This is a genomic window from Dorea sp. 210702-DFI.3.17 (assembly GCF_020560825.1).
GTDB classification, from domain to species: domain Bacteria; phylum Bacillota; class Clostridia; order Lachnospirales; family Lachnospiraceae; genus Dorea; species Dorea formicigenerans.
Genome location: NZ_JAJCNB010000001.1, coordinates 320,662 through 346,389 on the forward strand (window position 1 = coordinate 320,662; position 25,728 = coordinate 346,389).

Annotated in this window: 28 protein-coding genes, 1 pseudogene and 1 other annotated feature; of the genes and pseudogenes, 5 read left to right on the forward strand and 24 right to left on the reverse strand. The window is 39.8% G+C overall.

Annotated elements, in window-relative coordinates; translation table 11 throughout:
• Positions 1–54: 54 nt before the first annotated feature.
• Positions 55–336: a hypothetical protein gene (locus LI149_RS01555; protein WP_029731650.1), complete on the forward strand. Its 282-nt coding sequence runs from the start codon at positions 55–57 to the stop codon at positions 334–336.
• A 75-nt stretch (positions 337–411) separates the two neighbouring features.
• On the opposite strand, the gene LI149_RS01560 is transcribed toward LI149_RS01555, so the two are convergent.
• Both LI149_RS01560 and LI149_RS01565 read right to left on the reverse strand, forming a co-directional pair.
• A complete protein-coding gene (locus LI149_RS01560; RefSeq protein ID WP_173786069.1) occupies positions 412–1,056 on the reverse strand; it encodes a Uma2 family endonuclease in 645 nt (214 codons plus the stop codon).
• A gap of 470 nt (positions 1,057–1,526) precedes the next feature.
• Positions 1,527–1,700, reverse strand: a complete 174-nt coding sequence (locus tag LI149_RS01565; protein WP_005339299.1) for a hypothetical protein — start codon at positions 1,698–1,700, stop codon at positions 1,527–1,529.
• 154 nt (positions 1,701–1,854) lie between these two features.
• Here LI149_RS01565 and LI149_RS01570 point away from each other — a divergent pair, with 154 nt between their 5' ends.
• Both LI149_RS01570 and LI149_RS01575 read left to right on the forward strand, forming a co-directional pair.
• Positions 1,855–2,220 (forward strand): hypothetical protein, encoded by a 366-nt coding sequence (locus tag LI149_RS01570; protein WP_168933288.1) that lies wholly within the window; start codon positions 1,855–1,857, stop codon positions 2,218–2,220.
• The gene (locus tag LI149_RS01575; protein ID WP_022279094.1) at positions 2,213–2,497 is read left to right on the forward strand and encodes a hypothetical protein; all 285 of its coding nucleotides are present in this window, start codon (positions 2,213–2,215) and stop codon (positions 2,495–2,497) included. Before LI149_RS01570 ends, LI149_RS01575 begins: the two co-directional genes overlap by 8 nt.
• 34 nt (positions 2,498–2,531) lie before the next feature.
• Here LI149_RS01575 and LI149_RS01580 read toward each other — a convergent pair whose 3' ends face one another.
• The 3 genes from LI149_RS01580 to LI149_RS01590 form a co-directional block, all read right to left on the reverse strand.
• The gene (locus LI149_RS01580) at positions 2,532–2,993 is read right to left on the reverse strand and encodes an acyl-CoA thioesterase (RefSeq protein ID WP_005333043.1); all 462 of its coding nucleotides are present in this window, start codon (positions 2,991–2,993) and stop codon (positions 2,532–2,534) included.
• Between the two features lies 1 nt (position 2,994).
• Positions 2,995–3,732, reverse strand: coding sequence for a tRNA pseudouridine(38-40) synthase TruA (gene truA / locus LI149_RS01585; protein WP_022279092.1), 738 nt, complete (start codon positions 3,730–3,732; stop codon positions 2,995–2,997).
• 301 nt (positions 3,733–4,033) lie between these two features.
• Positions 4,034–5,668 (reverse strand): ABC-F family ATP-binding cassette domain-containing protein, encoded by a 1,635-nt coding sequence (locus LI149_RS01590; RefSeq protein WP_005333046.1) that lies wholly within the window; start codon positions 5,666–5,668, stop codon positions 4,034–4,036.
• Between the two features lie 323 nt (positions 5,669–5,991).
• On the opposite strand from LI149_RS01590, the gene LI149_RS01595 reads away from it, so the two are divergent.
• Positions 5,992–6,858 carry a patatin family protein gene (locus LI149_RS01595; RefSeq protein ID WP_173786071.1) on the forward strand — a complete coding sequence of 289 codons (867 nt, stop codon included), beginning with the start codon at positions 5,992–5,994 and terminating at the stop codon, positions 6,856–6,858.
• A gap of 309 nt (positions 6,859–7,167) precedes the next feature.
• On the opposite strand, the gene LI149_RS01600 is transcribed toward LI149_RS01595, so the two are convergent.
• Complete coding sequence (locus LI149_RS01600) at positions 7,168–7,809, reverse strand: histidine phosphatase family protein (RefSeq protein WP_168933286.1); 642 nt, start codon at positions 7,807–7,809, stop codon at positions 7,168–7,170.
• A gap of 168 nt (positions 7,810–7,977) precedes the next feature.
• Here LI149_RS01600 and LI149_RS01605 point away from each other — a divergent pair, with 168 nt between their 5' ends.
• A complete protein-coding gene (locus LI149_RS01605; RefSeq protein WP_119210509.1) occupies positions 7,978–8,457 on the forward strand; it encodes an S-ribosylhomocysteine lyase in 480 nt (159 codons plus the stop codon).
• A 2-nt stretch (positions 8,458–8,459) separates the two neighbouring features.
• On the opposite strand, the pseudogene LI149_RS01610 reads toward LI149_RS01605, so the two are convergent.
• From LI149_RS01610 to LI149_RS01695, 18 genes and pseudogenes are all read right to left on the reverse strand, one after another.
• A pseudogene (locus tag LI149_RS01610) lies at positions 8,460–9,002 on the reverse strand (cysteine hydrolase family protein).
• Positions 9,003–9,175: 173 nt separating this feature from the next.
• A complete protein-coding gene (rplT, locus tag LI149_RS01615; protein WP_005333053.1) occupies positions 9,176–9,532 on the reverse strand; it encodes a 50S ribosomal protein L20 in 357 nt (118 codons plus the stop codon).
• Between the two features lie 37 nt (positions 9,533–9,569).
• Positions 9,570–9,767, reverse strand: coding sequence for a 50S ribosomal protein L35 (rpmI, locus tag LI149_RS01620; RefSeq protein ID WP_005333054.1), 198 nt, complete (start codon positions 9,765–9,767; stop codon positions 9,570–9,572).
• Between the two features lie 40 nt (positions 9,768–9,807).
• Positions 9,808–10,302 carry a translation initiation factor IF-3 gene (gene infC / locus LI149_RS01625; protein ID WP_005333055.1) on the reverse strand — a complete coding sequence of 165 codons (495 nt, stop codon included), beginning with the start codon at positions 10,300–10,302 and terminating at the stop codon, positions 9,808–9,810.
• A 281-nt stretch (positions 10,303–10,583) separates the two neighbouring features.
• Positions 10,584–11,459 carry a DegV family protein gene (locus LI149_RS01630; protein WP_173786072.1) on the reverse strand — a complete coding sequence of 292 codons (876 nt, stop codon included), beginning with the start codon at positions 11,457–11,459 and terminating at the stop codon, positions 10,584–10,586.
• 233 nt (positions 11,460–11,692) lie between these two features.
• Positions 11,693–13,054 (reverse strand): spore germination protein, encoded by a 1,362-nt coding sequence (locus LI149_RS01635; RefSeq protein ID WP_005339277.1) that lies wholly within the window; start codon positions 13,052–13,054, stop codon positions 11,693–11,695.
• A gap of 168 nt (positions 13,055–13,222) precedes the next feature.
• Positions 13,223–13,744, reverse strand: coding sequence for a deoxyuridine 5'-triphosphate nucleotidohydrolase (locus LI149_RS01640; protein ID WP_227078377.1), 522 nt, complete (start codon positions 13,742–13,744; stop codon positions 13,223–13,225).
• A 43-nt stretch (positions 13,745–13,787) separates the two neighbouring features.
• Entirely contained in the window at positions 13,788–14,561 is a 774-nt protein-coding gene (locus LI149_RS01645) for an ABC transporter ATP-binding protein (protein WP_168933284.1), read from the reverse strand.
• Entirely contained in the window at positions 14,554–15,432 is an 879-nt protein-coding gene (locus LI149_RS01650) for an ABC transporter permease (protein WP_005333065.1), read from the reverse strand. Before LI149_RS01650 ends, LI149_RS01645 begins: the two co-directional genes overlap by 8 nt.
• A gap of 14 nt (positions 15,433–15,446) precedes the next feature.
• Complete coding sequence (locus LI149_RS01655; RefSeq protein ID WP_173786073.1) at positions 15,447–16,469, reverse strand: ABC transporter substrate-binding protein; 1,023 nt, start codon at positions 16,467–16,469, stop codon at positions 15,447–15,449.
• 261 nt (positions 16,470–16,730) lie between these two features.
• Positions 16,731–16,981: a binding site (T-box leader), on the reverse strand.
• A gap of 92 nt (positions 16,982–17,073) precedes the next feature.
• Entirely contained in the window at positions 17,074–19,155 is a 2,082-nt protein-coding gene (gene ppk1 / locus LI149_RS01660) for a polyphosphate kinase 1 (RefSeq protein ID WP_173786074.1), read from the reverse strand.
• Between the two features lie 5 nt (positions 19,156–19,160).
• A complete protein-coding gene (locus LI149_RS01665) occupies positions 19,161–20,861 on the reverse strand; it encodes a Na/Pi cotransporter family protein (protein ID WP_173786075.1) in 1,701 nt (566 codons plus the stop codon).
• 36 nt (positions 20,862–20,897) lie between these two features.
• Positions 20,898–21,770, reverse strand: coding sequence for a substrate-binding domain-containing protein (locus tag LI149_RS01670; RefSeq protein WP_227078376.1), 873 nt, complete (start codon positions 21,768–21,770; stop codon positions 20,898–20,900).
• Between the two features lie 267 nt (positions 21,771–22,037).
• Positions 22,038–22,343 carry a type II toxin-antitoxin system RelE/ParE family toxin gene (locus tag LI149_RS01675; protein WP_173786077.1) on the reverse strand — a complete coding sequence of 102 codons (306 nt, stop codon included), beginning with the start codon at positions 22,341–22,343 and terminating at the stop codon, positions 22,038–22,040.
• On the reverse strand, positions 22,333–22,599 hold the full coding sequence (locus tag LI149_RS01680) for a type II toxin-antitoxin system prevent-host-death family antitoxin (RefSeq protein WP_005339263.1): 267 nt from the start codon (positions 22,597–22,599) through the stop codon (positions 22,333–22,335). The genes LI149_RS01675 and LI149_RS01680 overlap by 11 nt, the downstream gene beginning before the upstream one ends.
• An 87-nt stretch (positions 22,600–22,686) precedes the next feature.
• Entirely contained in the window at positions 22,687–22,914 is a 228-nt protein-coding gene (locus LI149_RS01685) for a hypothetical protein (RefSeq protein ID WP_118447100.1), read from the reverse strand.
• Positions 22,915–23,157: 243 nt separating this feature from the next.
• The gene (metA, locus tag LI149_RS01690) at positions 23,158–24,126 is read right to left on the reverse strand and encodes a homoserine O-succinyltransferase (RefSeq protein ID WP_173786078.1); all 969 of its coding nucleotides are present in this window, start codon (positions 24,124–24,126) and stop codon (positions 23,158–23,160) included.
• A 26-nt stretch (positions 24,127–24,152) separates the two neighbouring features.
• The gene (locus LI149_RS01695) at positions 24,153–25,499 is read right to left on the reverse strand and encodes an AI-2E family transporter (protein ID WP_227078375.1); all 1,347 of its coding nucleotides are present in this window, start codon (positions 25,497–25,499) and stop codon (positions 24,153–24,155) included.
• Positions 25,500–25,728: the final 229 nt, after the last annotated feature.

Here is a 25,728-nt window from a genome sequence, read left to right on the forward strand (position 1 = left end):
TTTCTCCGCAGACATAGGATATAGTGTAAATATTCTTTATGCGGAGGAATTGACATGAGCGATTTAAGCGCAACAAACTGTGGCTGTGGATGCGATGACGGAAGAAGAGGAAATGGCTGCGGATGCGGTAATGATTGCGGATTTGCAAATAATAGCTGCCTGTGGATTATCTTATTGCTTATCTGCTGTGGCGGATGCGGCAATGGCTGTGGCGGATACGGCAATGACAGTTGCCTGTGGATCATCTTATTACTCATCTGCTGCGGTGGACTCGGCAATGGTTGTGGCGGATGTGGTGGCTGCGGTGGATGCGGCTGCGGCAACGACTGCTGCTAGTTCACATCTTTCAAAGTGTAGTGTAGACTTTTTATAAAGTCAAAATGAGGGAGATTCGGTTGAATCTCCCTCGTTCTATTTTTCTTCTTTCTCATATATAAATCTGATTTCTTCATAGATTTTTGCAAAATCCACCTTACATTCTCCTCCAAATATTCCAACTGGAACCTGCGTATCAAATCCATAGATTTTCGGAATTTCTTCCTGTTCAAAATCATAGACGATTACTTTTTTCTTTTCCGGATCAACAAGCCAGTATTCCCGTACCCCGGCATTCTGATACTTCATTAATTTCAGATAAGAGTCTTTCTTCTTTGTACTTTCAGATAAAATCTCTATCACAAAATCCGGCGCTCCGTAAATCCCACGTCTCGTAATCTGATTTCTGTCACACACAATTAAAATATCCGGCTCTACTATTGTCTTATCATCTTTATCCAATTGCACACCTATTGGTGCAAAAAACGGAATACATGATCCGCCTTTTTTCTCTATGTATCTTGCTAAATATCCATGTATTTTAGCCGACAGCAACTGATGTACGCTTAGAGGCGGTGCCATATCATAGATCACACCATCAATCAGTTCAGCCCTCACATCTTCAGGAATGGCATAGTAATCCGAGATGGTATACTCTCCCTGCTTCTTTTTCTCTGCTAGATAAGTCACTGCCTCTGCCACTCTGTCCGGCTGCATCATGTTTTCTACGTCTTTTTTCATCTTCTTCGTTCTCCTTTCTTTGACAAATGTAATATGTCCGAAAGAATTCAAGAATGCCTCAGCATTCTTGCTGCGAGGTGCGCGTCATGCAATTGCATGACATACTTCTACTGCGCATCTCTGCAATCCTGCCGGAGGCTATATCAGCTGGGGGATTGACTCCCCCACTGATACCAGCTTGTTTCTCACCACCTATAGAGGTTGAAGTCATCTCCCAGCTGATATATAATTATATTATCTCATATTCAAAATATATTCAAGATATATTGCTATAAACATATTATTGTCACTTATTCACCACTTTGGAATATTACCTGATTACTATTAGGCTCCGAAATGATTGAAATTTGCAGATACATTTTGCGGATGATAAAGAAGCATCATCCGCATGTCGATAGATTACCATACTATTTCAGGAATTGCCATTACAGATTTCTTACAATTCTGTTACATTTTTCCGAATGTTACAACTACCCTTGCCGCATCCTGAGCATACGTTTATATTCGTTCAAATTCTCCTGAGTTCTTCTCCTCTCTTCCATCTGGTTCTTTTCCGTCTGTACATCTTCCAGTCTCTTTTTCAGCATACAATTTTCATCCAGTTCGTATACGGCATTTCCATCTATAATCAACTTTCTACTCATTTTTAATCTCCTTTCATATGATGCCTTAAGATTGCTTCCTGCTACGCACTTCCACTAGCACCTTAAAATATCTTCTTACTATAAAATATGCCCGTTTTTCATAATTTCCATTCAAATCACATATATATTTACAACGATAATTTAAGGAGCGCTTATGGATCAGAAGCCCAAATTAATGACTCCTTTTGACATGCTTGTTACTTCCTCTTCTCTTTATACACTAAAGCTGATGCTGCCTTTTGCACCAGCTTCCATGCAGCGCTCCTTAGCTATCTACATAAAATTTTCGGAACTGAAAGCTACGATGGAACATTTCTATGGATTTCTAAATACAGACCATCCTGGTTCCGTCCTGGAGCAGTTAAAATCCTGTTTAAGCCCGGAAGAACAGACGCAGATGTCACAAATGGAAGAGCTCATGAATATGATGGAAATGATGCAGACTATGAATTCTGATTCCGATGGGGAAAATGGTTTCTCCCCTATGGATTTTATGAAAGGAGTTTTTAACAATGAATGAATGGTTGAACCACCCGGCACTGAAAAATATGGATCCTGTGAAACTGGAGCTGATAAAGCTTGCTGCGAAACAGACAGAGGGGAAAAACGGGAAATCACTCGCCCCGGTCATGATGTCTCTGATCAGCAGTGCACATAAAAAGGGAATCACTTTTTCTCCGGAGGAAATGTCCTTTGTTCTGGAAATCTTAAAAGATGGAAAATCAAAGGAAGAGCAGGCACAGATTGACCGCATGGTCCGGATGGTTTCCGGATATGCTAAGAGAGCCGGGAAATAATCCCAGCTCTCTCATCTCTTTTATCATTATAAAATTACAGTGATTTTCTAAGTTCTCTGCGTCGTTTTGCCTCTTCCCATTCTGCGGCTTCATCTTCTGTTGTAGGTTCAAGCCTTGGCACTGGAATCGGATGGTCGTTTTGATTCAGTGCTACCACTGTCAGATAAGCATGATTAATCAATGTTCTTGTGCCATCCATGGATTCTACATAGCTATCCACCTTAATGTCCATGGAAGTCCGTCCCACATAGACAAGCTGGCCAATGATCACAACACTGTCACCTGGATAAGCTCCTTTTAAAAAACTTAAATTATCCACACTTGCAGTCGTCACATTTGTGTGGGTATGACGTTTTGCCACAAGTGCAGCCACCTCATCAATCCACTGCATGAGCATGCCGCCAAACAGACGTCCTGCTGCATTCAGATGGTTTGGTCTTACAATATGAACGGTCTCTACTCTGGAATCCGATACTTTTCTGCTTTCTACTTTCATATTAATATTCTACTTCCTGTAAATACAGTCCCTTCGGATCACAAGGATTTCCAACTGTCTTTTCTCCGTTAAAAATTGCCTCAATATCTTCTTTCTTTCGAAGTCCAAACCCAATATCCAGAAGTGTTCCGATCATAAGTCTTGCCATGTTGTGCAGAAAATCGTCTGCCTGAATGAGGATCTGCATTTCCTCATTATCTCCATAAATGTCAATGTCGTAGACCTCACGTGTCGTGTTCTTGCTCTTCTTTGCAGTAGAGAAATTACGGAAATCATGTTCTCCGATAAATAAAAGAGCAGCCTGCTGCATTGCCTTTTTATCCGGTGTCTTAAAGCAATGGTAAGTATGCTTACGCTCAAAAACACTTGGAACATCCATAATCGTCATACGGTAAACATAAGTTTTTGATACTGCATTCAACTGGGCATGGAAACGATCCGGAACCTCTTCAACTTCCGTAATTGCAATATCCATTGGCAGATACCGATTCAGATAATGCTGAATATCTTTTGTACTCAGATTAGAAGAAGTCTTAAAATTCGCCACTTGTGCGTAAGCATGTACACCGACTTCTGTACGGCAGCCACAATTCAGCTCAATATTCTTTTCACCAGTCATTTTCCCTAATACATCAATAATCTTGGCAGATATTGTGTTGTTAGATTCATCTTTTCCAAGTCTTGTCCAGCCTTGATAACGGCTGCCATCATATTCAATTGTAATTTTTATATTTCTCATAATCTTATACTCCCTGTATTTAAACTGTAATGATATTTTACCCTATCATCATACGATTTTAGTATAACAAATTCCATCATATAATAAAAGAGCCTGTTGAGGTTTCTTTTCAAGAATGCCTCCATCAGCTGGGGTGATTGACTCCCACCACTGATACCAGTTTGTTTCTTACCACCTATAGAGATTGGGTCATCTCCCATCTGATATAATAGAAAATGCAATTCTCACTATTATACAAAAAAAACTGCAACTCAATCTTACAAGTTACAGTCTTTTCATCTCTACATATTAAATTTACTTTTTAGTCTTCGTCGTCATTCTGGACTGTGTATGTCTGACGTTTTCTTGCCATCTCATCACTTTCCAGATATTCGTCATATGTTGTTATCTTGTCAATCATCTTTCCGCCCGGAACAATTTCCATGATACGGTTTGCAGTTGTCTGAACAATCTGGTGGTCTCTTGATGAGAAGAGAATGACACCTGGGAATTTTGTCATTCCATTGTTCAGTGCTGTGATACTTTCCATATCCAGGTGGTTCGTAGGCTCATCAAAAATCAGTACATTTGCACCGGAAATCATCATCTTGGATAACAGGCAGCGCACTTTCTCTCCTCCGGACAGAACTTTCACTTTCTTTACTCCGTCATCTCCGGCAAAAAGCATACGTCCGAGGAATCCACGTACATAAGTCGCATCTTTCTCTTCAGAGTACTGTGTCAGCCAGTCTACAATTGAATAGTCATTATCAAACTCACTTCCACTGTCTAATGGAAAATATGCCCGTGAAGTTGTGATGCCCCATTTGTATGTTCCCTCATCTGGCTCCATCTCTCCCATAAGAATCTGGAACAGTGTTGTCTTGGCAAGCTCGTTACTTCCGACAAATGCGACTTTATCATCATGTCCCAATGTAAAAGAAATGTTGTCTAATACTTTTTCTCCGTCAATGGTCTTGCTCAGTCCTTCTACTGTTAATACTTCATTTCCAATCTCACGGTTCGGGCGGAAATCAATGTATGGATATTTACGGCTGGATGGCTGGATATCATCAAGCTGGATTTTCTCCAATGCACGCTTTCTTGAAGTAGCCTGCTTGGATTTTGAAGCATTTGCACTAAACCTTGAAATAAATTCCTGCAGCTCTTTGATCTTCTCTTCCTTCTTCTTGTTCGCCTCTTTCATCTGGCGGATGAGAAGCTGGCTGGACTCATACCAGAAGTCATAGTTTCCGGCATAGAGCTTAATCTTACCATAGTCAATATCTGCAATCTGTGTACAGACTTTATTCAGGAAATAACGGTCATGTGATACAACGATGACTGTGTTTTCAAAGTTGATCAAAAATTCCTCAAGCCATGCGATCGCATCCAGATCCAAGTGGTTCGTAGGCTCGTCGAGAAGCAGGATATCCGGATTACCAAATAATGCCTGTGCAAGCAGAACCTTTACTTTCTCAGGACCATTTAAGTTCTTCATCATCTCATAGTGAAGTTCTGTTCCGATTCCAAGACCATTTAACAATGTTGCTGCATCAGACTCTGCTTCCCAGCCATTCATGGTCGCGAACTCTGCTTCCAGCTCACTTGCCTTGATACCGTCCTCGTCTGTAAAATCTTCCTTTGCATAGATTGCTTCTTTTTCTTTCATAATTTCGTACAGTCTCGCATTTCCAAGCATAACTGTATCAAGAACCGGATACTCGTCATATTTGAAGTGATCCTGCTGTAAGAATGAAAGTCTCTGTCCCGGAGTGATGATGACTTCTCCGTTGGTCGGCTCAAGCTGTCCGGAAAGAATCTTTAAAAATGTAGACTTACCTGCACCATTGGCACCGATCAGACCATAACAGTTCCCTTCTGTAAATTTAATATTAACGTCTTCAAATAATGCTTTTTTCCCAACTCGTAATGTAATATTACTTGTACTGATCATTATATTTGCTCCTTTTTATCTATCAATCACGTTTTAGCTCATACGATGAATATCTTACCAAAGATACGTCAAAATAGCAAGCCGGGAAACCACTGTTTTTCGGCACTTTACGCACTTTTTCTATTTCCGTCGCATCTTTTTACTGCCTTTTTATCTACTTCCTGCATTTTTAACTGATTTTTTGTAAAAAGGCATTTTCATGATTCTATTTTTCGTTATATAATATCACTTAGAAAATGTTTCCAAAGTCAGGAATCCCTGCCTTTGAATCATGTTTCACCGAAAACTATTATCGAATTATTACAAAACAAGAGGTGTTGATTATGATAAATGCAACAATCGTACTGGAAGGCGGTGCCACCAGAGGTGTATTCACTTCGGGAGTTTTAGATTATCTTATGGAACAGGATACTTATCTCTCCCACGTTATTGGTGTTTCTGCAGGAGCATGTAATGCCGTAGATTACGTGTCAAAACAGATTGGGCGTACACGAAACTGTATGATCGTGGAAGATAAAGAATACAACTATCACAATAATCTTCGTGATTTCATGCGTGAAAAGAGTCTTCTGGATATGGACATGGTTTTTGACAAGTACCCACGCGAAATCTTTCCATTTGATTTCGAAACATTTCAGAAATCCTGTGAACAAGGCGTGGTCTGCGAGCAGGTCACAACGAACTGCATTACCGGAAAAGCAGAATATATGATTGAAACACAAGATTTTGACAGACTGTTACGCATCTGCCGGGCATCAAGCAGCATGCCTCTTCTGTGTCCTATGGTTAATATTGACGATGTACCTTATCTGGACGGCGGACTTGCAGATTCCATTCCAATCCGACATGCATTGCATCAGAACAATGAGAAGATTGTTGTGATTCTGACTCGCAATCCGGGATATCGCAAAAAGTCAATGACAAAAGGCATGGCAAAGTTATATCGCCGCGCTTATGGCAAATATCCGGAGGCTGTCAAGACTATGATCCGCCGGAATTATATGTATAACAAAGAACTGGAGCTCATCGAAAAATTAGAACATGAAGGACGGATTTTCGTACTGCGTCCACTCGTCCCAACCGTATCAAGACTGGAGCAGGACTGTGACGTTCTAAGAGAATTTTACGAACATGGATATCACCTTATGAAGCGAAACTATGAGAATCTGATGAGGTATTTAGAAAAATAATAACTTGAAAATCTCAAAACTTTTTCCTCTTTCAAGATTCCAGATATTATATAAGCCTCAACCTGTCGGGTAAAACAAAATAAATCTGCACAAATTCTCAAGATCAGAGATGAACATTGGATTTATTTTCGTACTATTTGTGAGCCTAGCTCGTCTTGATATGTACTGTCTGAGCCTGTTTTTTAGGCGAGTTTACATAGCAAGACGAAAATAAGCGGCGAAACAAATATAGAAAATAATCCACGTTCATTGTGATCTTGAGATTTGAGGCAGATTTACTTATTCATTACATGAGACTGATAGAATATCTTATCGCGCCCAATCCGGCACCTCATCTTCGTAATATACCTGATTTTCGGACAGTATCTGCATTTCTTCGCCTTTGATTTCTACTTCTGTGACTGCGCAGTTTTTATGAATGCTGCCAGCCCAAAGTTCGGATAATGGTGCTTTTTTTATATTATTGAGTAATGTTGCCAGCGCAACTCCGTGTGTGACCAAAAGAATATTTTTATCTCCGTATTCCTCCTGTCCTACAAGCCATTTAAGGAAATTATCTGTACGTTCTTTTACTTCTGCAAAGGATTCTCCACCCGGTGCTCCTACAAAATGTTCCGGATCATCGTAGAATTTCAGGAATTCGTCCGGAACTTCCATCTGGTTTCTTGCTACACTTTTTCCTTCCCATTCACCAAAGGCAATTTCTTTCAGTCTTTTATCCATAATAATTGGAACTTTACTGCTTCCTTCATCTAAAATCAGATTAGCCGTCTCCAGTGCTCTTTTTAAGTCACTTGAAAAACAAAGATCGAATCTGACATTGCGAAGACCGATCCCTGTCTCTTTTGCGAGATGTCTTCCAAAATCATTTAACGGAATGTCTTCCTGTCCCTGTAGCCTTTTTTCTTTGTTCCAGTCTGTCTGTCCATGTCTGACTAAATATAACTTCATAATCTGTCACCTGTTCCCTAAAATTCTATTTTGCAAAAACAAATTTTGCATTTCAATCTCGCATTTTTCTAGCATATCTGTCTGCCAAATGTTATACTGGTATTATTGTATTGATGCATATTCTAATGTTCCAATACAATAAATCACAATGAAAAGGAGTATTTTATTATGGAAAAAATCACAAGTTTCACCATAAATCATCTGAAACTGTTACCTGGCGTCTACGTATCTCGCGTAGATTATGTTGCAGGCAATCCGGTTACAACTTTTGACCTTCGTATGACTGCCCCGAACCGCGAACCTGTTATGAACACTGCAGAGATGCACACCATTGAACACCTTGGCGCAACATTCCTCAGAAACGATCCGGAATTCGGTGAAAAAGACATCTACTTCGGACCTATGGGCTGTCGTACTGGTTTCTACCTTGTACTTGCAGGTGAATACAAGTCTCGCGACATCGTTCCTCTAATGAAGCGTATGTTTACATTTATCGCTGAATTCGAAGGCGATATTCCTGGTGCCGCTGCCCGTGACTGTGGCAACTACCTAGATCAGAATTTAGGAATGGCCAAATACCTTTCCAAAAAGTATCTGGCCGAAGTTCTGAACGATATTACTGATGAAAGATTGATCTATCCTGAATAATCTTATTCTTCATTTTCAATCTGAATTTGACATGTCTTCATGACTGCCAGTGCATTCTTATGGCCTTCTGGTGTTGATCCGGCACAGCATGCTGCATCAACGATAATCGGTTTATCCGGGAAGAAGGCTTTAAGAATCATTGCATTAGAGATCACACAAATATCTGTACAGACACCAATCAGTGTAATACTCTCCACTCTTTCATTCTTAATGACACGAAGATTACTTCTGTAATCATTCAGCTTAAATCCAAGTTCAATACTTCCAAATGATGATTTATTTAAAATATCTCCTTCACAGAGTACATCAATTTCCGGAGTCAGTTTCCATCCATCTGTACCACGGATACAATGTTTAACCAGAAGATTCTTTCCTTCCTGTGTCTCCAAATATTTTTCATCGTGTGTATCACGGGTATAGAACACCTTTCCATCAAAATTCTTGATCTTCTCTGCCACTTTGGGCACAATTGCCTAAGCTTCTTTTGTTCCAAGCGCACCGTCAATAAAATCATTCTGCATGTCAATTACGACTAATATCTTCATAATCGATAACCCTCCAATACTTTTTTCTACATTTTGCTCTCTATTTTCTATATTATATAATCTTTGTGAATAATGCAAGTGCAGTTGTAGATAAAAAAACAAAAAAAAGAGAACAAAATATATACATCTTGTCCTCTGATTTATTCTTATTCAAATAAGTATTCTTAATTTAATTAAGCGATTTTGCTTTTAGCAAGCTCTGCAAGTGTTGCAAATCCTTCTGCATCATTAACAGCCATCTCTGCAAGCATCTTTCTGTTGATATCTACACCAGCAACTTTAAGTCCGTGCATCATCTTGCTGTAAGAAAGTCCATTTAATCTGGCTGCTGCGTTGATACGAGCAATCCAGAGCTGACGCATCTGACGTTTGCGCTGTTTTCTTCCTGCATATGAAGATGTAAGAGCTCTCATTACAGACTGTTTTGCAACTCTGTACTGTTTAGAACGTGCTCCTCTGTATCCTTTTGCTAATTTTAAAGTTCTATTGTGTTTCTTTTTAGCGTTAAGTCCGCCTTTAATTCTTGCCATGTCTTATTTTCCTCCTTCAATCTATCTGCTGAAAATCTTATAAATATGGTAAGATTTTCTTCATGTTCTTTACGTTTGTCTCGTCTGCGATTGTAGCGTGTCTTAAGTTTCTCTTTCTCTTAGTAGACTTCTTTGTTAAGATATGGCTCTTGTAAGCTTTATTTCTTTTTAATTTTCCTGTACCTGTCTTTTTGAAGCGCTTTGCTGCTGCTCTGCTTGTTTTAATTTTTGGCATGATATAGTTCCTCCTTTAATGAAATTACATGTAATTATTTTTAACGTTTTTCAGTTAAAACCATGCTCATACTTCTACCTTCCAGTTTGGCCGGCTTCTCTACTACTGCAACCTCTGCCAGCATCTCGGCAAAATCGTCAAGAATATGCTTGCTCTGCTGCATATGTGCCATCTCACGACCACGGAAACGTAATGTAACTTTTACTTTGTTTCCTTTTGCGATAAATTTCTTTGCATTGTTTACCTTCGTGTTCAGGTCGTTGGTATCAATGTTAGGTGAAATTCTTACTTCTTTCACCTCAACGGTTTTCTGCTTCTTCTTAGCCTCTTTTTCTTTTCTTGCAAGCTCATATCTGTATTTACCATAGTCGATAATCTTGCATACAGGTGGCTGAGCCTTTGGAGCAATCTTGACCAGATCTAATTCAGCTTCCTGAGCCAGTTTCATGGCTTCCTTAACCGGCATTACACCTAACTGATCTCCGTTCTCTGCAATTACTCTTACTTCTTTGTCTCTGATCTGTCCGTTAATCATTAAATCGCTAATTGTCGTGCACCCCCATCATAAAAATAAAATAAGTGAATAGTTCGAGACTATCCACTTATATATCTGCATCATAATCCTATTATGGTTATCAGCTCAATATCTGACCAATAGTCACCCGATTGTGCTATGGTGAGAGTGGATACTCTACTTTGTTTTTGTTTCACACAAGTGATAGATTAACACATCAATCCTGTAGTGTCAACAACTTTTTTGACTTTTCCTGAAATATTTTTGACTTTTTGACATTTCAACACTTTCCTATGCTGACCTTACAGCTTTACTTCTCTTTTATCTCCCATACAGAATACTGCTACAACACCCGGACCGGTATGTCCTCCGATAACAGTTCCGATATTGTTAATATAAATGTTCTGGATTCCCATTTTTTCCTGAACTCTTTTTGCAACATACTCTGCATCTTCCGGGCAATCACCATGTGTGATCATTATGATCTCATTTTCATATCCCTCTGCCTGCTTTGCGGCCATATCTACGATCTTGTTCAGAGACTTCTTTCTGCCACGCTCTTTGCCAACTACTTTCAGACATCCATTATCATCCATAATGATGATTGGTTTAATCTGTACCATTGTTCCAAGCACAGCACTTGTCTTGGACACACGTCCGCCTCTATGCAGATGATTCAGATCATCCACTGTTACATCATGGCAAATATGAAGCTTATTCTCTTCTGCCCACTTTGCAGCCTCCTCAATCGTTGCCCCGTTTTCCTTTTGTTTTAATACATAATATAGAAGTAACGCCTCTCCCAGACATGCACACAGTGTATCAATTACAATAATCTTACGTTCTGGATACTCCTCTTGAAGTTCCTCTGCCGCAATTTTCATACTGTTGCATGTTCCACTTAATCCAGATGAAAATGAAAGATGCAAAATATCTTTTCCTTCTTTCAGATATGGCTCCAACGCCTCACGTGCTTCGTCCGGATTGATCTGGGAAGTAGTAGACGTTTTCCCTTCTCTTAATTTGTCAAAGAATTCTTTTGAAGACAGACCTTCCATATCCGAATATGTCTGTCCATCAATTGTATATTTCAACGGAATATACGGCACGCCTCTCTCGGTCAGCCATTCTCTCGTTGTATCTACGGTACTGTTTACAGTAATAATATAGTCGCTCATCGCAAGTCCTCCTTATATAACCGCTTTTTGGCAGTGTATAAATGCCATACTCACCTATGCAATATCATATCATGTTTATAGGAAGGTTGCAAAATTTTTCTTATATTTGCTATTAACTTCAAGAATGCCTCGGCATTCTTGCTGCGAGGTGCGCGTCATGCAATTTGCATGACATACTTCTACTGTGCACCTCTGCAATCCTGCCAGAGGCTATATCACACAATTCTAATGTTTTAATTCAATCTGATATTCAAATAACTCCGTCCGGACAGCGTTTTGTTAAAGCAGATGCTGCAGATCACAATCACCGTTCCTGCCAGAAATCCAATCCAGTTAAATACCGCAGTCAGTACCAGTAATTCCAGTCTCATAAATTTTAACGCATATCCAAGCTCAAAATTAGGCTGCGTATAGTTCGCAACTGCCACAAATGCCATGTACAGCATAACTTCTGCGTTAAACCATCCGGACTTCACGGAGAACTCTCCCATAACAAGACCGGCAATCACACTCAAAGGCGTACTAAGCATGCTCGGGGTGTTCAGCGCTGCAAGCCTCAGACCATCAATAGCTACTTCCAGCATCAAAAGCTGAAAAATAAGCGGAATGTTGACAGTATCTTTTACCGCCACAAATGCAAAAATTTTCGGCAGCCAGCTCAAATTCTGCATAAATAACAAAAACACTGGTGTCAGAAAGATGGTCAGAAATGTAATAAGCGCCCGGGATATTTTCAAATACATGCCCGTCAACGTCGGAAAATAATAATCATTTGCTTCTTCAATAATATCCAGAATTGACGTTGGCAGAATCATTGCAGACGGTGAATTGTCCACCAGGATCACGACTTTCCCTTCCAGCAGACAGGCAGCTGCGGTATCCGGCCGCTCTGTAAATTTAAATTTCGGGAATGGATTGTACCATTTCCGTTTAAACAGGCACTCTGCCAGACTTTGCTGATTCATGCGAAGATCATCCACTTTGATATCCCGGATCCGGTAATTTAAATTCTTTAAAAGTTCCTGATCTACCCGGTCTTCCATATAACAAAGTGCCACATCCGTTCTGGAACTTTCTCCAACCTCCAGCATTTTCATAACAAGATGCCGGTCACGGATACGCCGCCGCATGAGGGCGGTATTAAATACAATTGTCTCCACAAACCCGTCCCTGGAACCACGGAGAGATTTATCCTTGTCCGGTTCATCCACACTTCTCGCCGGATATGTTCTGCAGTCGATGGCAAGGCAAGCCTGATATCCGTCAATGAACAAACACGTGACTCCTGACAAAAGATTCCGGAAAATCTGATCAAAATCCCCGATCACGTCCACTTCCACATAGGGAATGCAGGTCGTTGCGAACGCCGCTGCGTCCTTTGGCATATCTTCCTCTTTGATATTAAAAAAAGAGTCCATGATTTTTAACATAGACTCATCTTTCGTAAAACCATCTATAAAGTAAAATGTAGCGTCTTTTCCTCCAATCTGTATATCCCTTTGAACGATATCAAAACTGTCTTCTACCGGCAGCATCTGATTCATATAGTCTACATTTTTATCTCTTTTTGAAAAAACTTTTGTCTTGTCAGCCATACATTTACCCTCATCTTCTAAAATTCTACTTACATTTTCTTTTCGTTGTTTCATCTGTTAATCGGTATATCTTGAAAAGTAATAATAAGTCAAAATCTATGATAATAGTATGTCTGAAACTTGCAGTATCATACTTGATGCCCTGACATTTTTCAGTAATCCTTCTAATTATCTCTGGGATGTACTTCCGAACCCGCCATTTCTCACAGTTGTTACATCATCATCCATTGTAATTCCGTATTCCACAAAGATTCCCTGCATAAACCCACTTCCTGCTTCCAGTTCTACAGTCTTTCCTTCATTGGAATCATTCGTAAGTTTTGCAAAAATGTGTCCTTCATTGTCTGAGTAAAAATAATCGCTATCGATAATTCCTACCGTATTATTAAGCTGCAGACGGTACTTAAATCCAAGTCCGCTTCTCGGATAGCATTTTAACACCCAGTTTTCCTGCATCTCCACGCGGATTCCAGTCGGAATCTTTACTGTTTTCCCTGGTGCGAGCACAATCGGGATCGGTGTATAGAAATCATATCCGGCAGATCCGGCCGTTGCACGTTTTGGAAGCTTGATCGACTGATAAATTTCCTTTAATTCCCCTTCTTTCATTTCTCCGAAGGTGTCCTTAAATCCTTCTGCGAACTGTTCAAAACTTACTTTGTGAAACTGTGCGATTCTCTTTGCCATCATATGTTCTCCTTTTTTTCCTTACATTTTTTTGAAATCTCCCGTATTAATTGCCACATTCAATACTGATTTCATTAAATAAGGTAAGAATATCATCGATTGCCATGTCTTCTTTCTCTTTGCCCTTTTTGTCCAGTATCATGTGACCATTATGCATCATCACGAGGCGATTCCCATATTCTACTGCATAGCGTAGATTGTGTGTGACCATAATCGTTGTCAATTGTTTTTCTTTTACAATCTTATCAGTGAGCTGCATGATCAGCTCTGCCGTCTTTGGATCCAGTGCTGCTGTATGTTCATCAAGGATCAGAAATTCAATCGGTGTCATAGTGGACATTAAAAGTGCCATTGCCTGTCTCTGACCTCCGGATAAAGAACCGACTTTCACGTCCATCTTATCTTCCAGTCCAAGACCAAGCTGGGCAAGCTGCTCTCTGTAATATTCTATCCGAGCTTTATTCGTCCCACGTCCAAGACCATATAATTTTCCTTTATTGTCTGCCAGTGCCATATTTTCCAGAATTGTCATACTTGGACACGTGCCCATGGACGGGTTCTGATAAACACGGCCGATTCTTTTATTTCTCTTATATTCTTTTTCTTTTGTAATATCTGTATCCCCGATCAGAATCTGTCCAGACTCAACCGGGATACTTCCACAGATAATATTCAACATGGAAGTCTTTCCGGAACCATTGCTTCCGACTACGGAAAGGAATTCTCCTTTTTCAATATTCAGATTAAAATTCTGAAAAAGACACATCTCATTGACGGATCCTACATTATAATACTTTGAAATTCCTTTTAATTCAAGCATTTCCTTTCACCTTCTTCTTTCCACCCATGCTGATTACAAGAACAACTAGGAATAATATTGCTGTAATAAGCTTCATTGCCTGTGGCTCAAAGTTACGGATTGCCACTGCCACGCATGCTTTGTAAATAATCGAGCCAACCAGAACTGCCGTTGTTGTCTTCACAAATGAAATCTTTTTAAAGATACTCGTTCCAATGATGACGCTCGCAAGTCCAATGACCATTGCTCCTGTTCCCATAGAAATCTCAAACACTCGCTCCTCCTGAGCAAATACACAGCCTGCCAGAGAGACAAGTCCATTTGAAATAGCAAGTCCAAGAATCTTTACATTTCCCTGGTCTTTTGCAAGAGAAGTTACAAGCACATGATTGTCTCCTACTGCTCTTAACAGATAGCCTGATTTTGTCTGCATGTAAAGATCCAGAAGGATTTTACAGATTATCGTCAGAACCAGAATCAAAATCAGAGTCATATATGGTTTTATTCCTGTCGGAAGTCCATTTATAAAATCATTTTTAAAAATACTCTGCTGTGAAAACAGCGGTACATTTGCCGTTCCTGCAATATACAGATTCATGGTCCACAGAGCTGTCATCATAATAATACCTGACAGAAGATCACGTACTTTGCATTTTACATGGATAAGCCCTGTACAGATACCTGCCAGCACACCGGCTGCAAATGCCACCGGAAGCGTCAGATATGGATTCACTCCTCTTGTAATGAGGGCTGCTGTTACAGCCGCCCCCAGTGGAAAACTTCCGTCTACTGTCAAATCCGGAAAATCCAGTATTTTATATGTAATGTAAAGTCCAAGTGATAAAATTCCATAGATAAGACCTTGTTCTAATATGGTTACGATAAGATTCATGAAAATGCCTCCGTTTACTTGTTCTGTGTGATCTCGTCAAATGTTTCTACTGCATTGTCTGAAAGATCTGTTGGAACTGTAATTCCAAGGTTCTCTGCCACTTTATTGTTCACATAGAATCCTGGAGTTGTAATTGTCTCAAAATTAAGTTCTGATGCTTTTTTCTCACCTTTCAATACCTGGGCCGCCATTTTACCAGTCTGTTTTCCAAGAGAAATGTAATCGATTCCCTCTGCTGCAAGGCATCCGATCTTTACCTGCTCAATCTCACTTCCGAACACCGGGATTTTCTTGTCATTCGCTTTTTCAAGTATCGTTGGAAGAGAAGCAACAACTGTATTATCTGTCAGGTTTGTAATGCAGTCTACTTTACTTAAAAGATCATCCGCTGCGAGAGAAACATCTGCAGTTGTTGTAATTCCTTTTGTCACAAGTTCAAAATCATATTTACCTACAAGGTCTTCATATTCTTTGATTGCTGATACAGAGTTTGCCTCACTTGTTGTATACATGATTCCGATTGTCTTTGCCTGTGGAAGCATCTCACGGATCATCTTAATCTGCTCTTCTACCGGAAGTTTATCAGATGTTCCTGTCACCTCTCCTGCCGGGGTCCCATCTTCTGATGCAAGCTCTGCTGCAACCGGATCTGTAACTGCTGTATAAATGACCGGAATTCCAGCATCCATTGCTGCGTTGTATGCGCTTTGTGCACTTGGTGTTGCAATTGCACAGATCAGATCTACTTTATCAGATACAAAACTATCGGAAATCTGTCCTGCTGTTCCCATATCTGCTGCTGCATTCTTCGTCTCAACTTTTAGGTTATCTCCTTCTTTGATTCCTTCTTCTTCCAGTCCCTGTAAAAATCCCTCCCGGCAATTATCTAAGGAACCATGCTCTGCAAACTGTTCAATTCCAATCGTATAACTTTCTTTTGCATCACTGCTCTTGTCGTTTCCGGATCCTGCACATCCTGTCAGTAATGCTGCCATCATTGCTCCTGTTAATAATCCTGCTACTAATTTTTTCTTCATAATTTTGTCTCCTTTTCTTTGTTTAAATTTTTCCTGTCTGCAGTCTGCATATCGCCAGCCGACTGACCACTTGTTAGGAGAGAAAATGTTCTGAGGGATTTATCTGGATAAAACAAAGAATGTACCTTGGCACATTCTCGCGCCGAGCGCGGTCGCTTGCGACATAATTCTTATTCGCGCGAGTGCGCATCCTGCCGGAGGCTTTTTGCATAATAGGAAATGCAATTTCCTATTATACAAAAAAACCGCCTCAAACAAACTGTTTGAGGCGGTAATATTATCTATTATCGCGGTACCACTCAACTTGACATAATGTCCACTTTTCTCATGTACTAACATACACTCCTGATTGATAACGGGTTCGGTTCCCGACAAACCATAATCTTCTGCATTCAGAATTTCCGGCTGCCCTCGAAAGTCCATTCGATCATCCACTTAGTACGGCAATCACACCACCTGCCGCTCTCTGAAACTTCGTCAGATTATCTACTCCTCTTTCTCAACGGTTTCTATAAATATTTGTTTTTATTTATGTTCTATACTTTAACGTGTTAAACTTATTTTGTCAAGTTCTTTTTTTGCAATTTTTCAGTATTTTTCGTATCTATTGCAAAATAGTCTTATTTTTCTCCTGACTTTCTAATGCCTCATATGCACTTTCATAGAAGAACTCCTGTGAATTAAGCGGTGCCTCTTCTCCCGGTTGTAATCTCGTATATTTTCCACTGCTATTCAGTTCTCTTGCCTGTACATTGTCACTGAGCATCGTGATAAACATCTCGTTCAGACGCAGCTTCAGATCCGGATTCTCCACCGGTGCCGCCACTTCGACTCTATGTACCGTATTTCTTGTCATCCAGTCTGCAGATGCTATATAAATTTTCTGTTTTTCTTCTTTTCCAAATATGTAAATTCTGGAATGTTCCAGAAAACGTCCTACAATACTGATGACCCGGATGTTTTCTGTATACCCTTCCACTCCCGGGATAAGGCAGCAGATTCCACGTACAATAAGTTCTATCTCCACGCCTGCCTGAGATGCCTCAATCAATTTATCCATCAGCTTTTTATCAGTCAGAGAATTCATTTTCACACCGATATAAGCTTCTTCGCCTCTCTTTGCATGACGGATTTCTTCCTCTATCATATCAAGTAATCGGTTCTGAAGACAATTTGGCGCTACCAGAAGTTTTTTGCTGACCTGAACCGTTTCTCCCATAAATAATGCCTGGAAGATTGCTGCTGCCTCCTCACCAATCTCCTGATCATACATCATAAGAGACAGATCTGTGTACAGTCTTGCTGTCTTCTCATTATAATTTCCAGTACCAATTTGTGTATAATACTCGATTTTTCCATTCGTCTTTTTTGTGATCAGACACAATTTTGAATGAACCTTATAGCCGTCCAGACCATATATGACTGTACAACCAGCCTCTTCCAGTCTTCTTGACCATTCAATATTATTTTCCTCATCAAATCTTGCTTTTAACTCTACAAGAACCAATACATCTTTTCCATTTTCCGCCGCATCGATCAAAGCTTCCACGACCTTGCTCTGCTTTGCGACACGATACAGTGTCATCTTGATTGATACAACTTCATCGTCATTTGCAGCCTCAGAAAGCATATCTAAAAACGGACGTATACTCTCATATGGATAAGACAATAATTTATCTTTCTCCTTGATCTGCTCCAGAATCGATCTTTTGCTGTCAATCTGTGTAGACTTCTGAGGCACTCGTTTCTCATAGAACAATTCCGGATGATTGCGCAGGCTGTCCTGGATCTGGAATACAAAGGACAGATCAAGTGGTGAACTTCCACGGAATACATATTTGCCATCCAGATCCAGATACTCGCAGATCTTATCCACGATATCTCCATCCAGTTCTCTGGAAAACTCCACTCTTACCGGAAGCAGACGCTTTCTTTTCTTGATGATTCCTTCCATAAAATCGCGGTAATCCAGATCTTCATCATACAGCGCATCTGCATCTATATCCGCATTTCTCGTTACGCGGATCAGAGATTTTGCCTTCACAAAATAACCTTTGAATACTTTCGAAATAAAGTGGAGGATCAGCTCTTCTGCCAGCATGTAAGTTTCTTCTTCCCCCGGCACCTGCACAAGTCTCGGGAATACACCGGAATTACACGGAATAATTCCAAGTTTTTCTTTTCCGTTTTTCTTCTCCAGTACGACAACTGCATAGATACCTTTATTTTTCAAAAATGGAAACGGCTGTCTTTTTCCGACAACAATTGGAGAAATGAGCGGGGCAATCTCTGCATCAAAATACTGTTCCAGATATTTTCCTTCTTTTTTGCCAATTTTACGGAAATCCACAAGGCGAATCCCTGCCTGTGCAACTTCATCCATCAGATTTTCATAGACTGTATCTTTTCTGCGGTTCAGCTTTGCGACCCGTGCCAGGATTGCCTGAATCTGTTCTTTTGCTGTCATTCCAGTTTTATTGTCTTTTACATTTTTCGAAACAATCATCTGATCGATCAAAGATCCTACACGCACCATGAAAAATTCATCTAGATTACTCTGGTAAATTGATGCAAATGTCAGCCGTTCACAGAGCGGATTTTTCTCACTTTCTGCTTCTTCCAACACTCTTTCATTGAATTTCAGCCAGGATAATTCCCGATTCATAAATATCGTTTCATTTGTCATTTTACTTAATTTTCCTCCTTTACAAATGCTGTAAATTCATTTAAATCAGACTGCGCAAGTACAGCATCTGCAATATTTACACAACAGTTTCCCATTCTTCCGATATTCTGAAGAACATGGTTAAACGGTACCGTCAGCTTGCTGGAACATTTTCCCTTTCCTACACGCTCGACATGGGATTTTCCCATATGTATGGTGAGATTCAGAACCTTTTCTTTTTTCTTCACAATTTTTTTTGCATTCTCTGTACTGCCCGTCATAAGTACCTGAATTGCCTCCCGGTACATACCCTGGATCTGCTCCAGACTCTTCGTCAGATCACGCATGGCTTCTTTGGAGTATTTGTACTTCTGTTCTTTCTTCTCACGGACAGATTCTGCAATCTCCATACTCAGACCATTGACGCGGTCTACATCTCCAAGCATATACATAAGCCCTGCTGTCTGGGTAGTCTGCTTCTCTGTCAGGGAACCGGAAGAAAACATATTTGTCAGATACTCATTGATCTGCTCTGTTAATTTTCCTACATCATGTCCCTGTTCCATCACTTCTTCCAGTTGTTCATTGGTTTCCCCTTTCACAAGATTAATCAATTTCTGGAGTGTTTCACCTGCCATCTCACTGCATCTTGTAATTTCTTTTCTCGCAAGACTCAGTGCAACTGTCGGTTGTCCGATCAGTTTATCATCAAGAAACTGCGGACGTGAAGGCTCTCTCTTTTCACTTGTCTTTGCGTCCGGAATGATTTTCATAACAATCTTCACCATCAGCCAGATCAGTGGAATCCAGATCAATGTCATCACAATATTAAAGCTTGTATGTGCATTTGCAATCTGTCGGGAAATCACCTGAACCTCCGGTCCCTTAGGTGAGATCATCTGGATCACATATGCGAATGGTTTGATAAGCCAGATAAAAATCAGTGCACCAGACAGGTTAAAAACACAGTGTGCGACCGCAGTTCTCTTGGCATCTCTTGGCTGTCCAACGCTGGCAAGAAGTGCTGTGATCGTTGTTCCGATATTGTCTCCTAAAAGAATCGGGATTGCACCGGTCAGTCCCAAAATACTGGTTACACCATCCGGTCCTGCCTGCGATGCAAAATTCTGCAGTACCGCGATGGTCGCACTACTACTCTGTACAACCAGCGTCATCATCGTTCCAACTACAACACCAAGCACCGGCATATCTGCAACTTTTGCAATTAAGTCTACGAAAAACGGACTGGATGCCAGTGGCTTCATAACGCTTCCCATAGTCTCAATTCCAAGGAACAATAAACCAAATGCAAAAATAGTCTGTCCGATACTCTTTGCTCTTTCTGATTTTACAATAAATGAAATAATAAATCCAATAAATATAATGATGTAAATATAATCGCTCAACTTAAATGCGATAATCTGAGCTGTCATTGTCGTACCGATATTTGCACCTATTATAATCGAAATTGCCTGTGGCAGATTCATAAGTCCTGCACTGACAAAACCAATTGCCATAACTGTCGTTGCACTACTGCTCTGAAGCACTGCTGTTGTAAGCGCACCTGCCAAAACACCAAGGATCGGATTCTTTGTAAGTAATGCAAGAATCGTCTTCATTTTCTCTCCTGCTGCCTTCTGCAGACATTCGCTCATCATATTCATACCATACAAAAATATTGCAAGACCACCTAGCAGGCCAAATACAATCTGTAACTTTTCATTCATCTTCGAATTCTCCTCTTTCTCTTTTTCATACGCTACTTACTGTAAATCTTCCCAGTTCTTGACTCCACCGGTATATATACTTTTCAGCATATATAATGTGATATCAGATAGTGGATTTTTCTGGTTTACAATCACTGCAATTTTGTCTTTTGCCACCGTATTATAGTTCAAAAGTTCTTTTTCATAATCTTTTAAATCTCTTGATGACATTGCCATGTCACAATTTCCTGACATAACACTGTTCAGACCCTTTGTAGAATCTGTTGCCGTAACTTGAATAGTTGCATGTGTATTAATCTTCACATATGCATCTGCGATTTCCTTCATCAGTGCAGCCATTGATGTTGAACCTTCGATTCGTATTGTTCCTTCTGACTGGTTCGATAAAAATGTCGCATTCTTGGCAATTGTTTCATAATGCCCACTTACTATTTCCTGTCCTGCACTTTGAACATATGTCATAAAATCCTGTTCCACATCATTAAGTGTTCCACTGTAGGAAAGATAGAACGAACGAGTCAGAGGATATTTCCCCTTATTATCAGAAACCGCTTCTCCATTGATTTCCAAAGTCTTTACACCCTCGATCCCGGTAGTTCCCGCTGACACATAACCGATTGCAGATGGATTTTTACTCACAGTTTCAATGACTGAGTCCATACTGTCAGCAATGGTAGCTGTATTCACTGTTTTGTCTATACCATCAGCTCCGTCTTTATTAAATCCTGCAAGCGAAGCAAATGTATCTCTTGTCCCTGAGCCTTCTTCCCTGGAAATCACCTGAATTTGCCCGAGTTTATTAAGTTCTTCACTATTATTTTTATCTACCTGAGAGTTTTTCTGTCCGCAGCCAATTAAAGCAGTCACCAGACAGACTGTAAATAAAAATGACCATTTTTTTCTTGTCATTACATGTTCCTCCTCATTATCAAAATCAGTGTAACGTATCTTCGTAAAATCTATGTTAAGTCAAATGTTAAATGTATGTTAAAAATAACTTTAAAAAGAAAAGCACCAACAGAAGATTCTATTTCTTCCATTAGTGCTTATTAGTACTTATCGTTATAATGTTGTCTGCCCTTTTATTTTGTCTCCACGGGAACTTATTTTATACCTTTTTCTTTCATATTTTTTGCATAAAGAAAGCCTTCCAGCATGCCCACTGAAAGACCTTCCTTATTTGAATAACTTCGTATATTCAGTTCTCGTATCCGCAATGTGATAAATATATACTATGTCCTTGATTACTCTGTAAATTGACACATGTTTACCGCTTATCACCATTCTATAGCCTTGTTCGTTCATCCAATCATCAGGTGTCCTTGATCCAGAATCCAGAAAGTCCCCTAACCTTTCGATTCCGTCTAAAATATGGTCACTGACTTTTATTGCTGTCTCCACATCAAAATTGATGAAATAGCAATCTTCAATCTTCTTTAAATCTTCCCATGCTGCCGGGAGAATCTCTACTTTATACTTCATTTGCCCGTTCTCTCAATCGTCTTCTTGCTTCTGCAACACTCATGGTCGGTTGTCCTTCGATACGTTCCTGCTCTGCCTTCAGAACTCTCTCTCTTAATTTCAGCATCTGCTCTCTTTTCTCAAATGCTTCTATATTCATAACAACCAAATCACCGTCACCATTCTTTGTAATATAAATCGGCTCATTCGTCTCTTTCGCAAGATTGGATATTCCAGCATAATCATTTCTCAATGCTGTTGATGCTTTTATAATCATCATATCACCTCCATTTATTATGATATAATTTTACTATAATTATGATAGATTGTAAAGGCTATATCTGAAACAGAATCCATATCATAATTACACAACCAACGAATCACCAGGAAATGTAATAATGCTGTTCTTCTTTTCTTGCTTGTATCTTGAATCAATAATCTCTTCTCCTGACTCTGAGAGTTTTTCCAATTCATTATCCAGCTTATCAATTTCATTCGAAAGATGCTTTGGCATTACACTTGTATACAAATCCATCGTCATTTGTAACGTTGCATGTCCTAGATATTTTTGAACAGTCTTTGGTTGACTCATTCCGGTCGTTACCGCAACATTAAAGAAATTAACTCAATATGTCCAACAAAGCACTGCTATATGATAAAAAATAAATCTTGTAATTATGAAAGGGAATGACATTTCTGTCATTCCCTCTCTTACGATTCCATTCATTCAATTTAATCGGAACTTGTCCTTTTATTTTGTCTCCACGCATTTTCGAATTGTCTCCACTTTGTCTCCATGAATAGAGCAAAATACACGAAAATGCATAAAATTATATTAATTCTCTTCTTCCAGCGAAGCCTTCTGAAACTGCGTAAATGCTTCCAGATCCGGTGTTCCGTCCAGGTCATACGGTGTTACCTGATATACGTAATAATTCAGCCAGTTTGTGTAGAGATTGTTCGCCTGTGCACGCCATGTCAGAAGCGGGCGGTTGTCCGGATTATCATCTGGATAATAATTCTTCGGCATATCAATCGGAAGTCCTTTTGAAAGATCCCTCTTATACTCCTGATCCAGTGTCATGCGGTCATACTCCGGATGCCCCATCACAAAAATCTGACGTCCATCCTTTGCCATAGACAGAAATGCTCCTGCTTCATCAGATTCTGCCAGGATTGTAATTCTGTCATCTGCACGCAGCTTCTCAACCGGCACATCTGTATGTCTGGAATGCGGCGCATAGAACACATCATCAAATCCACGTACAAGCGGAATTCTACGGTTCAGGACACGGTGTCTGAACACTCCAAATAATTTATGGTCTAACTGTTCTTTCTGAATTCCATAATGATAATACAATCCTGCCTGAGCTCCCCAGCACAGATGGATGGTAGACATAACATGTGTCTTGGTCCACTCCATAATCTCTTCTAACTCTTTCCAGTAATCCACTTCTTCGAATGGTATTTGTTCTACCGGTGCTCCGGTAATGATAAATCCATCAAATTTCTGATCTTTTATATCCGAAAACTTCTCGTAAAATTTATTCAGATGGCTGGACGATGTATTCTTAGATTCATGACTGGATACAGCCACAAATGTTACATCAATCTGAAGCGGTGTATTGGACAAGGATCGTAAAATCTGCAGTTCTGTCTCCTCCTTAAGCGGCATCAGATTCAGAAGTCCAATTTTTATCAAGCGGATATCCTGATGTGTTGCACGATGTTCATCCATCACAAATATATTTTCTTTTTCCAGTATCTCTTTTACCGGAAGGTCATTTTGTACACGAATTGGCATAATTTATGCTCCCTTCTGCTTTTCTTTTATTTTTCCTCTGCTTTACTCTTAATCTCTTCTGAGTGGATATACTCTCCTGAAGAATCCACATAACTCCATTCGTCATATGACTCTGACCGGACAGGCAGTTTCTTTTTCTTTAACTTATTATCCAGAATCATATCTACAATATAATAAATGACTGCAAATGTCGGGACTCCCATAACCATACCGACAAAGCCAAACAATCCGCCACCGAGCAAAATAGATGTTACGACCCAGAATGCTGACAGTCCGGTAGAGTTTCCAAGAATCTTCGGTCCCAGAATATTTCCGTCAAACTGTTGTAAAACCAGAATAAATATCAGGAAATAAACTCCTTTCATTGGATCTTCCAATGCGATCAATATCGTACTTGGGATTGCTCCGATATATGGCCCAAAAAACGGAATTACATTTGTCACTCCTACAATCACACTTACCAACATTGTATATGGCATATTCAGAATTGTCAGGCCAATAAAGCACAACAGACCGATAATTGCTGAATCCAGAATCTTGCCGATCACAAATCCTCCGAAGATCTCATTACTTTTTGTTGTAATATGAAGAACCATATTGGCACGATCTGCACGGAACAATGCATAAACCGCTTTCTTACATTGTCGTGCAAATATTTCTTTACTATAAAGTATGTAAACAGATACAATTACACCAATCAGCATGTTAAAAACTTCACTGATAACATTGAAGATTCCGACTGTCAGGTTCGACATCAGACTGTTCACCTGCGTCATCAGATCAGTACGCAGCCAATTGGTCAACATTGTCGTTCCTTCTTCCAGCGCATTTTTCAAAATAGCAACTGTTGTACTGTCTTCCAGTTGGATAGAATTAATCTTATCCAGTGCATCATTGACCTGTTTTGGCAATGTCAGTACCATATTACGGATACTGCTGTAGAGTTCCGGTATCAGCATATTTAATAATACCGTAATCAACACAATTAATATGATTAACGATACGAAGATACCGACACTTCTGGATACCTTTTCAGCCTTCTCCGGCTTTTTCATGCGTTCCTGAAGCTTGGGAATCAAAAATGCATCTACCCTTTTTACAATCGGATTTAAGAGATATGCAATAACACACCCGTACAATACCGGTTTTAATACATCTATAATTTTAAAAATCACATCCGAAATATGCCCTAGTCTTAAAAGCGCAAAATAAAACAGAATACAGGCTGCAACAATTACAAATACTGTCATTCCCCGGTTGATCTGTTGCCGTATTCTGGATGGTCTACGTCCTCCAATCTGTGGCGCTTCCTCGTAATAGGCTTTTTCACGTTGTTTTTTTTCTTCTCGAGTTTTAATTTCTATATTCCCCATATTCTTCTCTTCTTTCCTAAGCATGTATAATTATTATACCCTCAGAAATATACCCCGTCAACTGCGAAACTTTGAAGAAATTCTAAAGAAAATATAGAACAAAGAATGTGCCTTGGCACATTCTCGCGCCGAGCGCGGTCGCTTGCGACATAATTCTTATTCGCGCGAGTGCGCATCCTGCCGGAGGCTTTTTGTATAATAGGAAATGCAATTTCCTATTATACAAAAA

Coding starts and splice junctions, on each gene's coding strand:
- LI149_RS01555 (WP_029731650.1), top strand. CDS start 55: ATGAGCGATTTAAGCGCAACAAACTGTGGCTGTGGATGCGATGACGGA.
- LI149_RS01560 (WP_173786069.1), bottom strand. CDS start 1,056: ATGAAAAAAGACGTAGAAAACATGATGCAGCCGGACAGAGTGGCAGAG.
- LI149_RS01565 (WP_005339299.1), bottom strand. CDS start 1,700: ATGAGTAGAAAGTTGATTATAGATGGAAATGCCGTATACGAACTGGAT.
- LI149_RS01570 (WP_168933288.1), top strand. CDS start 1,855: ATGGATCAGAAGCCCAAATTAATGACTCCTTTTGACATGCTTGTTACT.
- LI149_RS01575 (WP_022279094.1), top strand. CDS start 2,213: ATGAATGAATGGTTGAACCACCCGGCACTGAAAAATATGGATCCTGTG.
- LI149_RS01580 (WP_005333043.1), bottom strand. CDS start 2,993: ATGAAAGTAGAAAGCAGAAAAGTATCGGATTCCAGAGTAGAGACCGTT.
- truA (WP_022279092.1), bottom strand. CDS start 3,732: ATGAGAAATATAAAAATTACAATTGAATATGATGGCAGCCGTTATCAA.
- LI149_RS01590 (WP_005333046.1), bottom strand. CDS start 5,668: ATGATCAGTACAAGTAATATTACATTACGAGTTGGGAAAAAAGCATTA.
- LI149_RS01595 (WP_173786071.1), top strand. CDS start 5,992: ATGATAAATGCAACAATCGTACTGGAAGGCGGTGCCACCAGAGGTGTA.
- LI149_RS01600 (WP_168933286.1), bottom strand. CDS start 7,809: ATGAAGTTATATTTAGTCAGACATGGACAGACAGACTGGAACAAAGAA.
- LI149_RS01605 (WP_119210509.1), top strand. CDS start 7,978: ATGGAAAAAATCACAAGTTTCACCATAAATCATCTGAAACTGTTACCT.
- rplT (WP_005333053.1), bottom strand. CDS start 9,532: ATGGCAAGAATTAAAGGCGGACTTAACGCTAAAAAGAAACACAATAGA.
- rpmI (WP_005333054.1), bottom strand. CDS start 9,767: ATGCCAAAAATTAAAACAAGCAGAGCAGCAGCAAAGCGCTTCAAAAAG.
- infC (WP_005333055.1), bottom strand. CDS start 10,302: ATGATTAACGGACAGATCAGAGACAAAGAAGTAAGAGTAATTGCAGAG.
- LI149_RS01630 (WP_173786072.1), bottom strand. CDS start 11,459: ATGAGCGACTATATTATTACTGTAAACAGTACCGTAGATACAACGAGA.
- LI149_RS01635 (WP_005339277.1), bottom strand. CDS start 13,054: ATGGCTGACAAGACAAAAGTTTTTTCAAAAAGAGATAAAAATGTAGAC.
- LI149_RS01640 (WP_227078377.1), bottom strand. CDS start 13,744: ATGATGGCAAAGAGAATCGCACAGTTTCACAAAGTAAGTTTTGAACAG.
- LI149_RS01645 (WP_168933284.1), bottom strand. CDS start 14,561: ATGCTTGAATTAAAAGGAATTTCAAAGTATTATAATGTAGGATCCGTC.
- LI149_RS01650 (WP_005333065.1), bottom strand. CDS start 15,432: ATGAATCTTATCGTAACCATATTAGAACAAGGTCTTATCTATGGAATT.
- LI149_RS01655 (WP_173786073.1), bottom strand. CDS start 16,469: ATGAAGAAAAAATTAGTAGCAGGATTATTAACAGGAGCAATGATGGCA.
- ppk1 (WP_173786074.1), bottom strand. CDS start 19,155: ATGACAAATGAAACGATATTTATGAATCGGGAATTATCCTGGCTGAAA.
- LI149_RS01665 (WP_173786075.1), bottom strand. CDS start 20,861: ATGAATGAAAAGTTACAGATTGTATTTGGCCTGCTAGGTGGTCTTGCA.
- LI149_RS01670 (WP_227078376.1), bottom strand. CDS start 21,770: ATGACAAGAAAAAAATGGTCATTTTTATTTACAGTCTGTCTGGTGACT.
- LI149_RS01675 (WP_173786077.1), bottom strand. CDS start 22,343: ATGAAGTATAAAGTAGAGATTCTCCCGGCAGCATGGGAAGATTTAAAG.
- LI149_RS01680 (WP_005339263.1), bottom strand. CDS start 22,599: ATGATTATAAAAGCATCAACAGCATTGAGAAATGATTATGCTGGAATA.
- LI149_RS01685 (WP_118447100.1), bottom strand. CDS start 22,914: ATGAGTCAACCAAAGACTGTTCAAAAATATCTAGGACATGCAACGTTA.
- metA (WP_173786078.1), bottom strand. CDS start 24,126: ATGCCAATTCGTGTACAAAATGACCTTCCGGTAAAAGAGATACTGGAA.
- LI149_RS01695 (WP_227078375.1), bottom strand. CDS start 25,499: ATGGGGAATATAGAAATTAAAACTCGAGAAGAAAAAAAACAACGTGAA.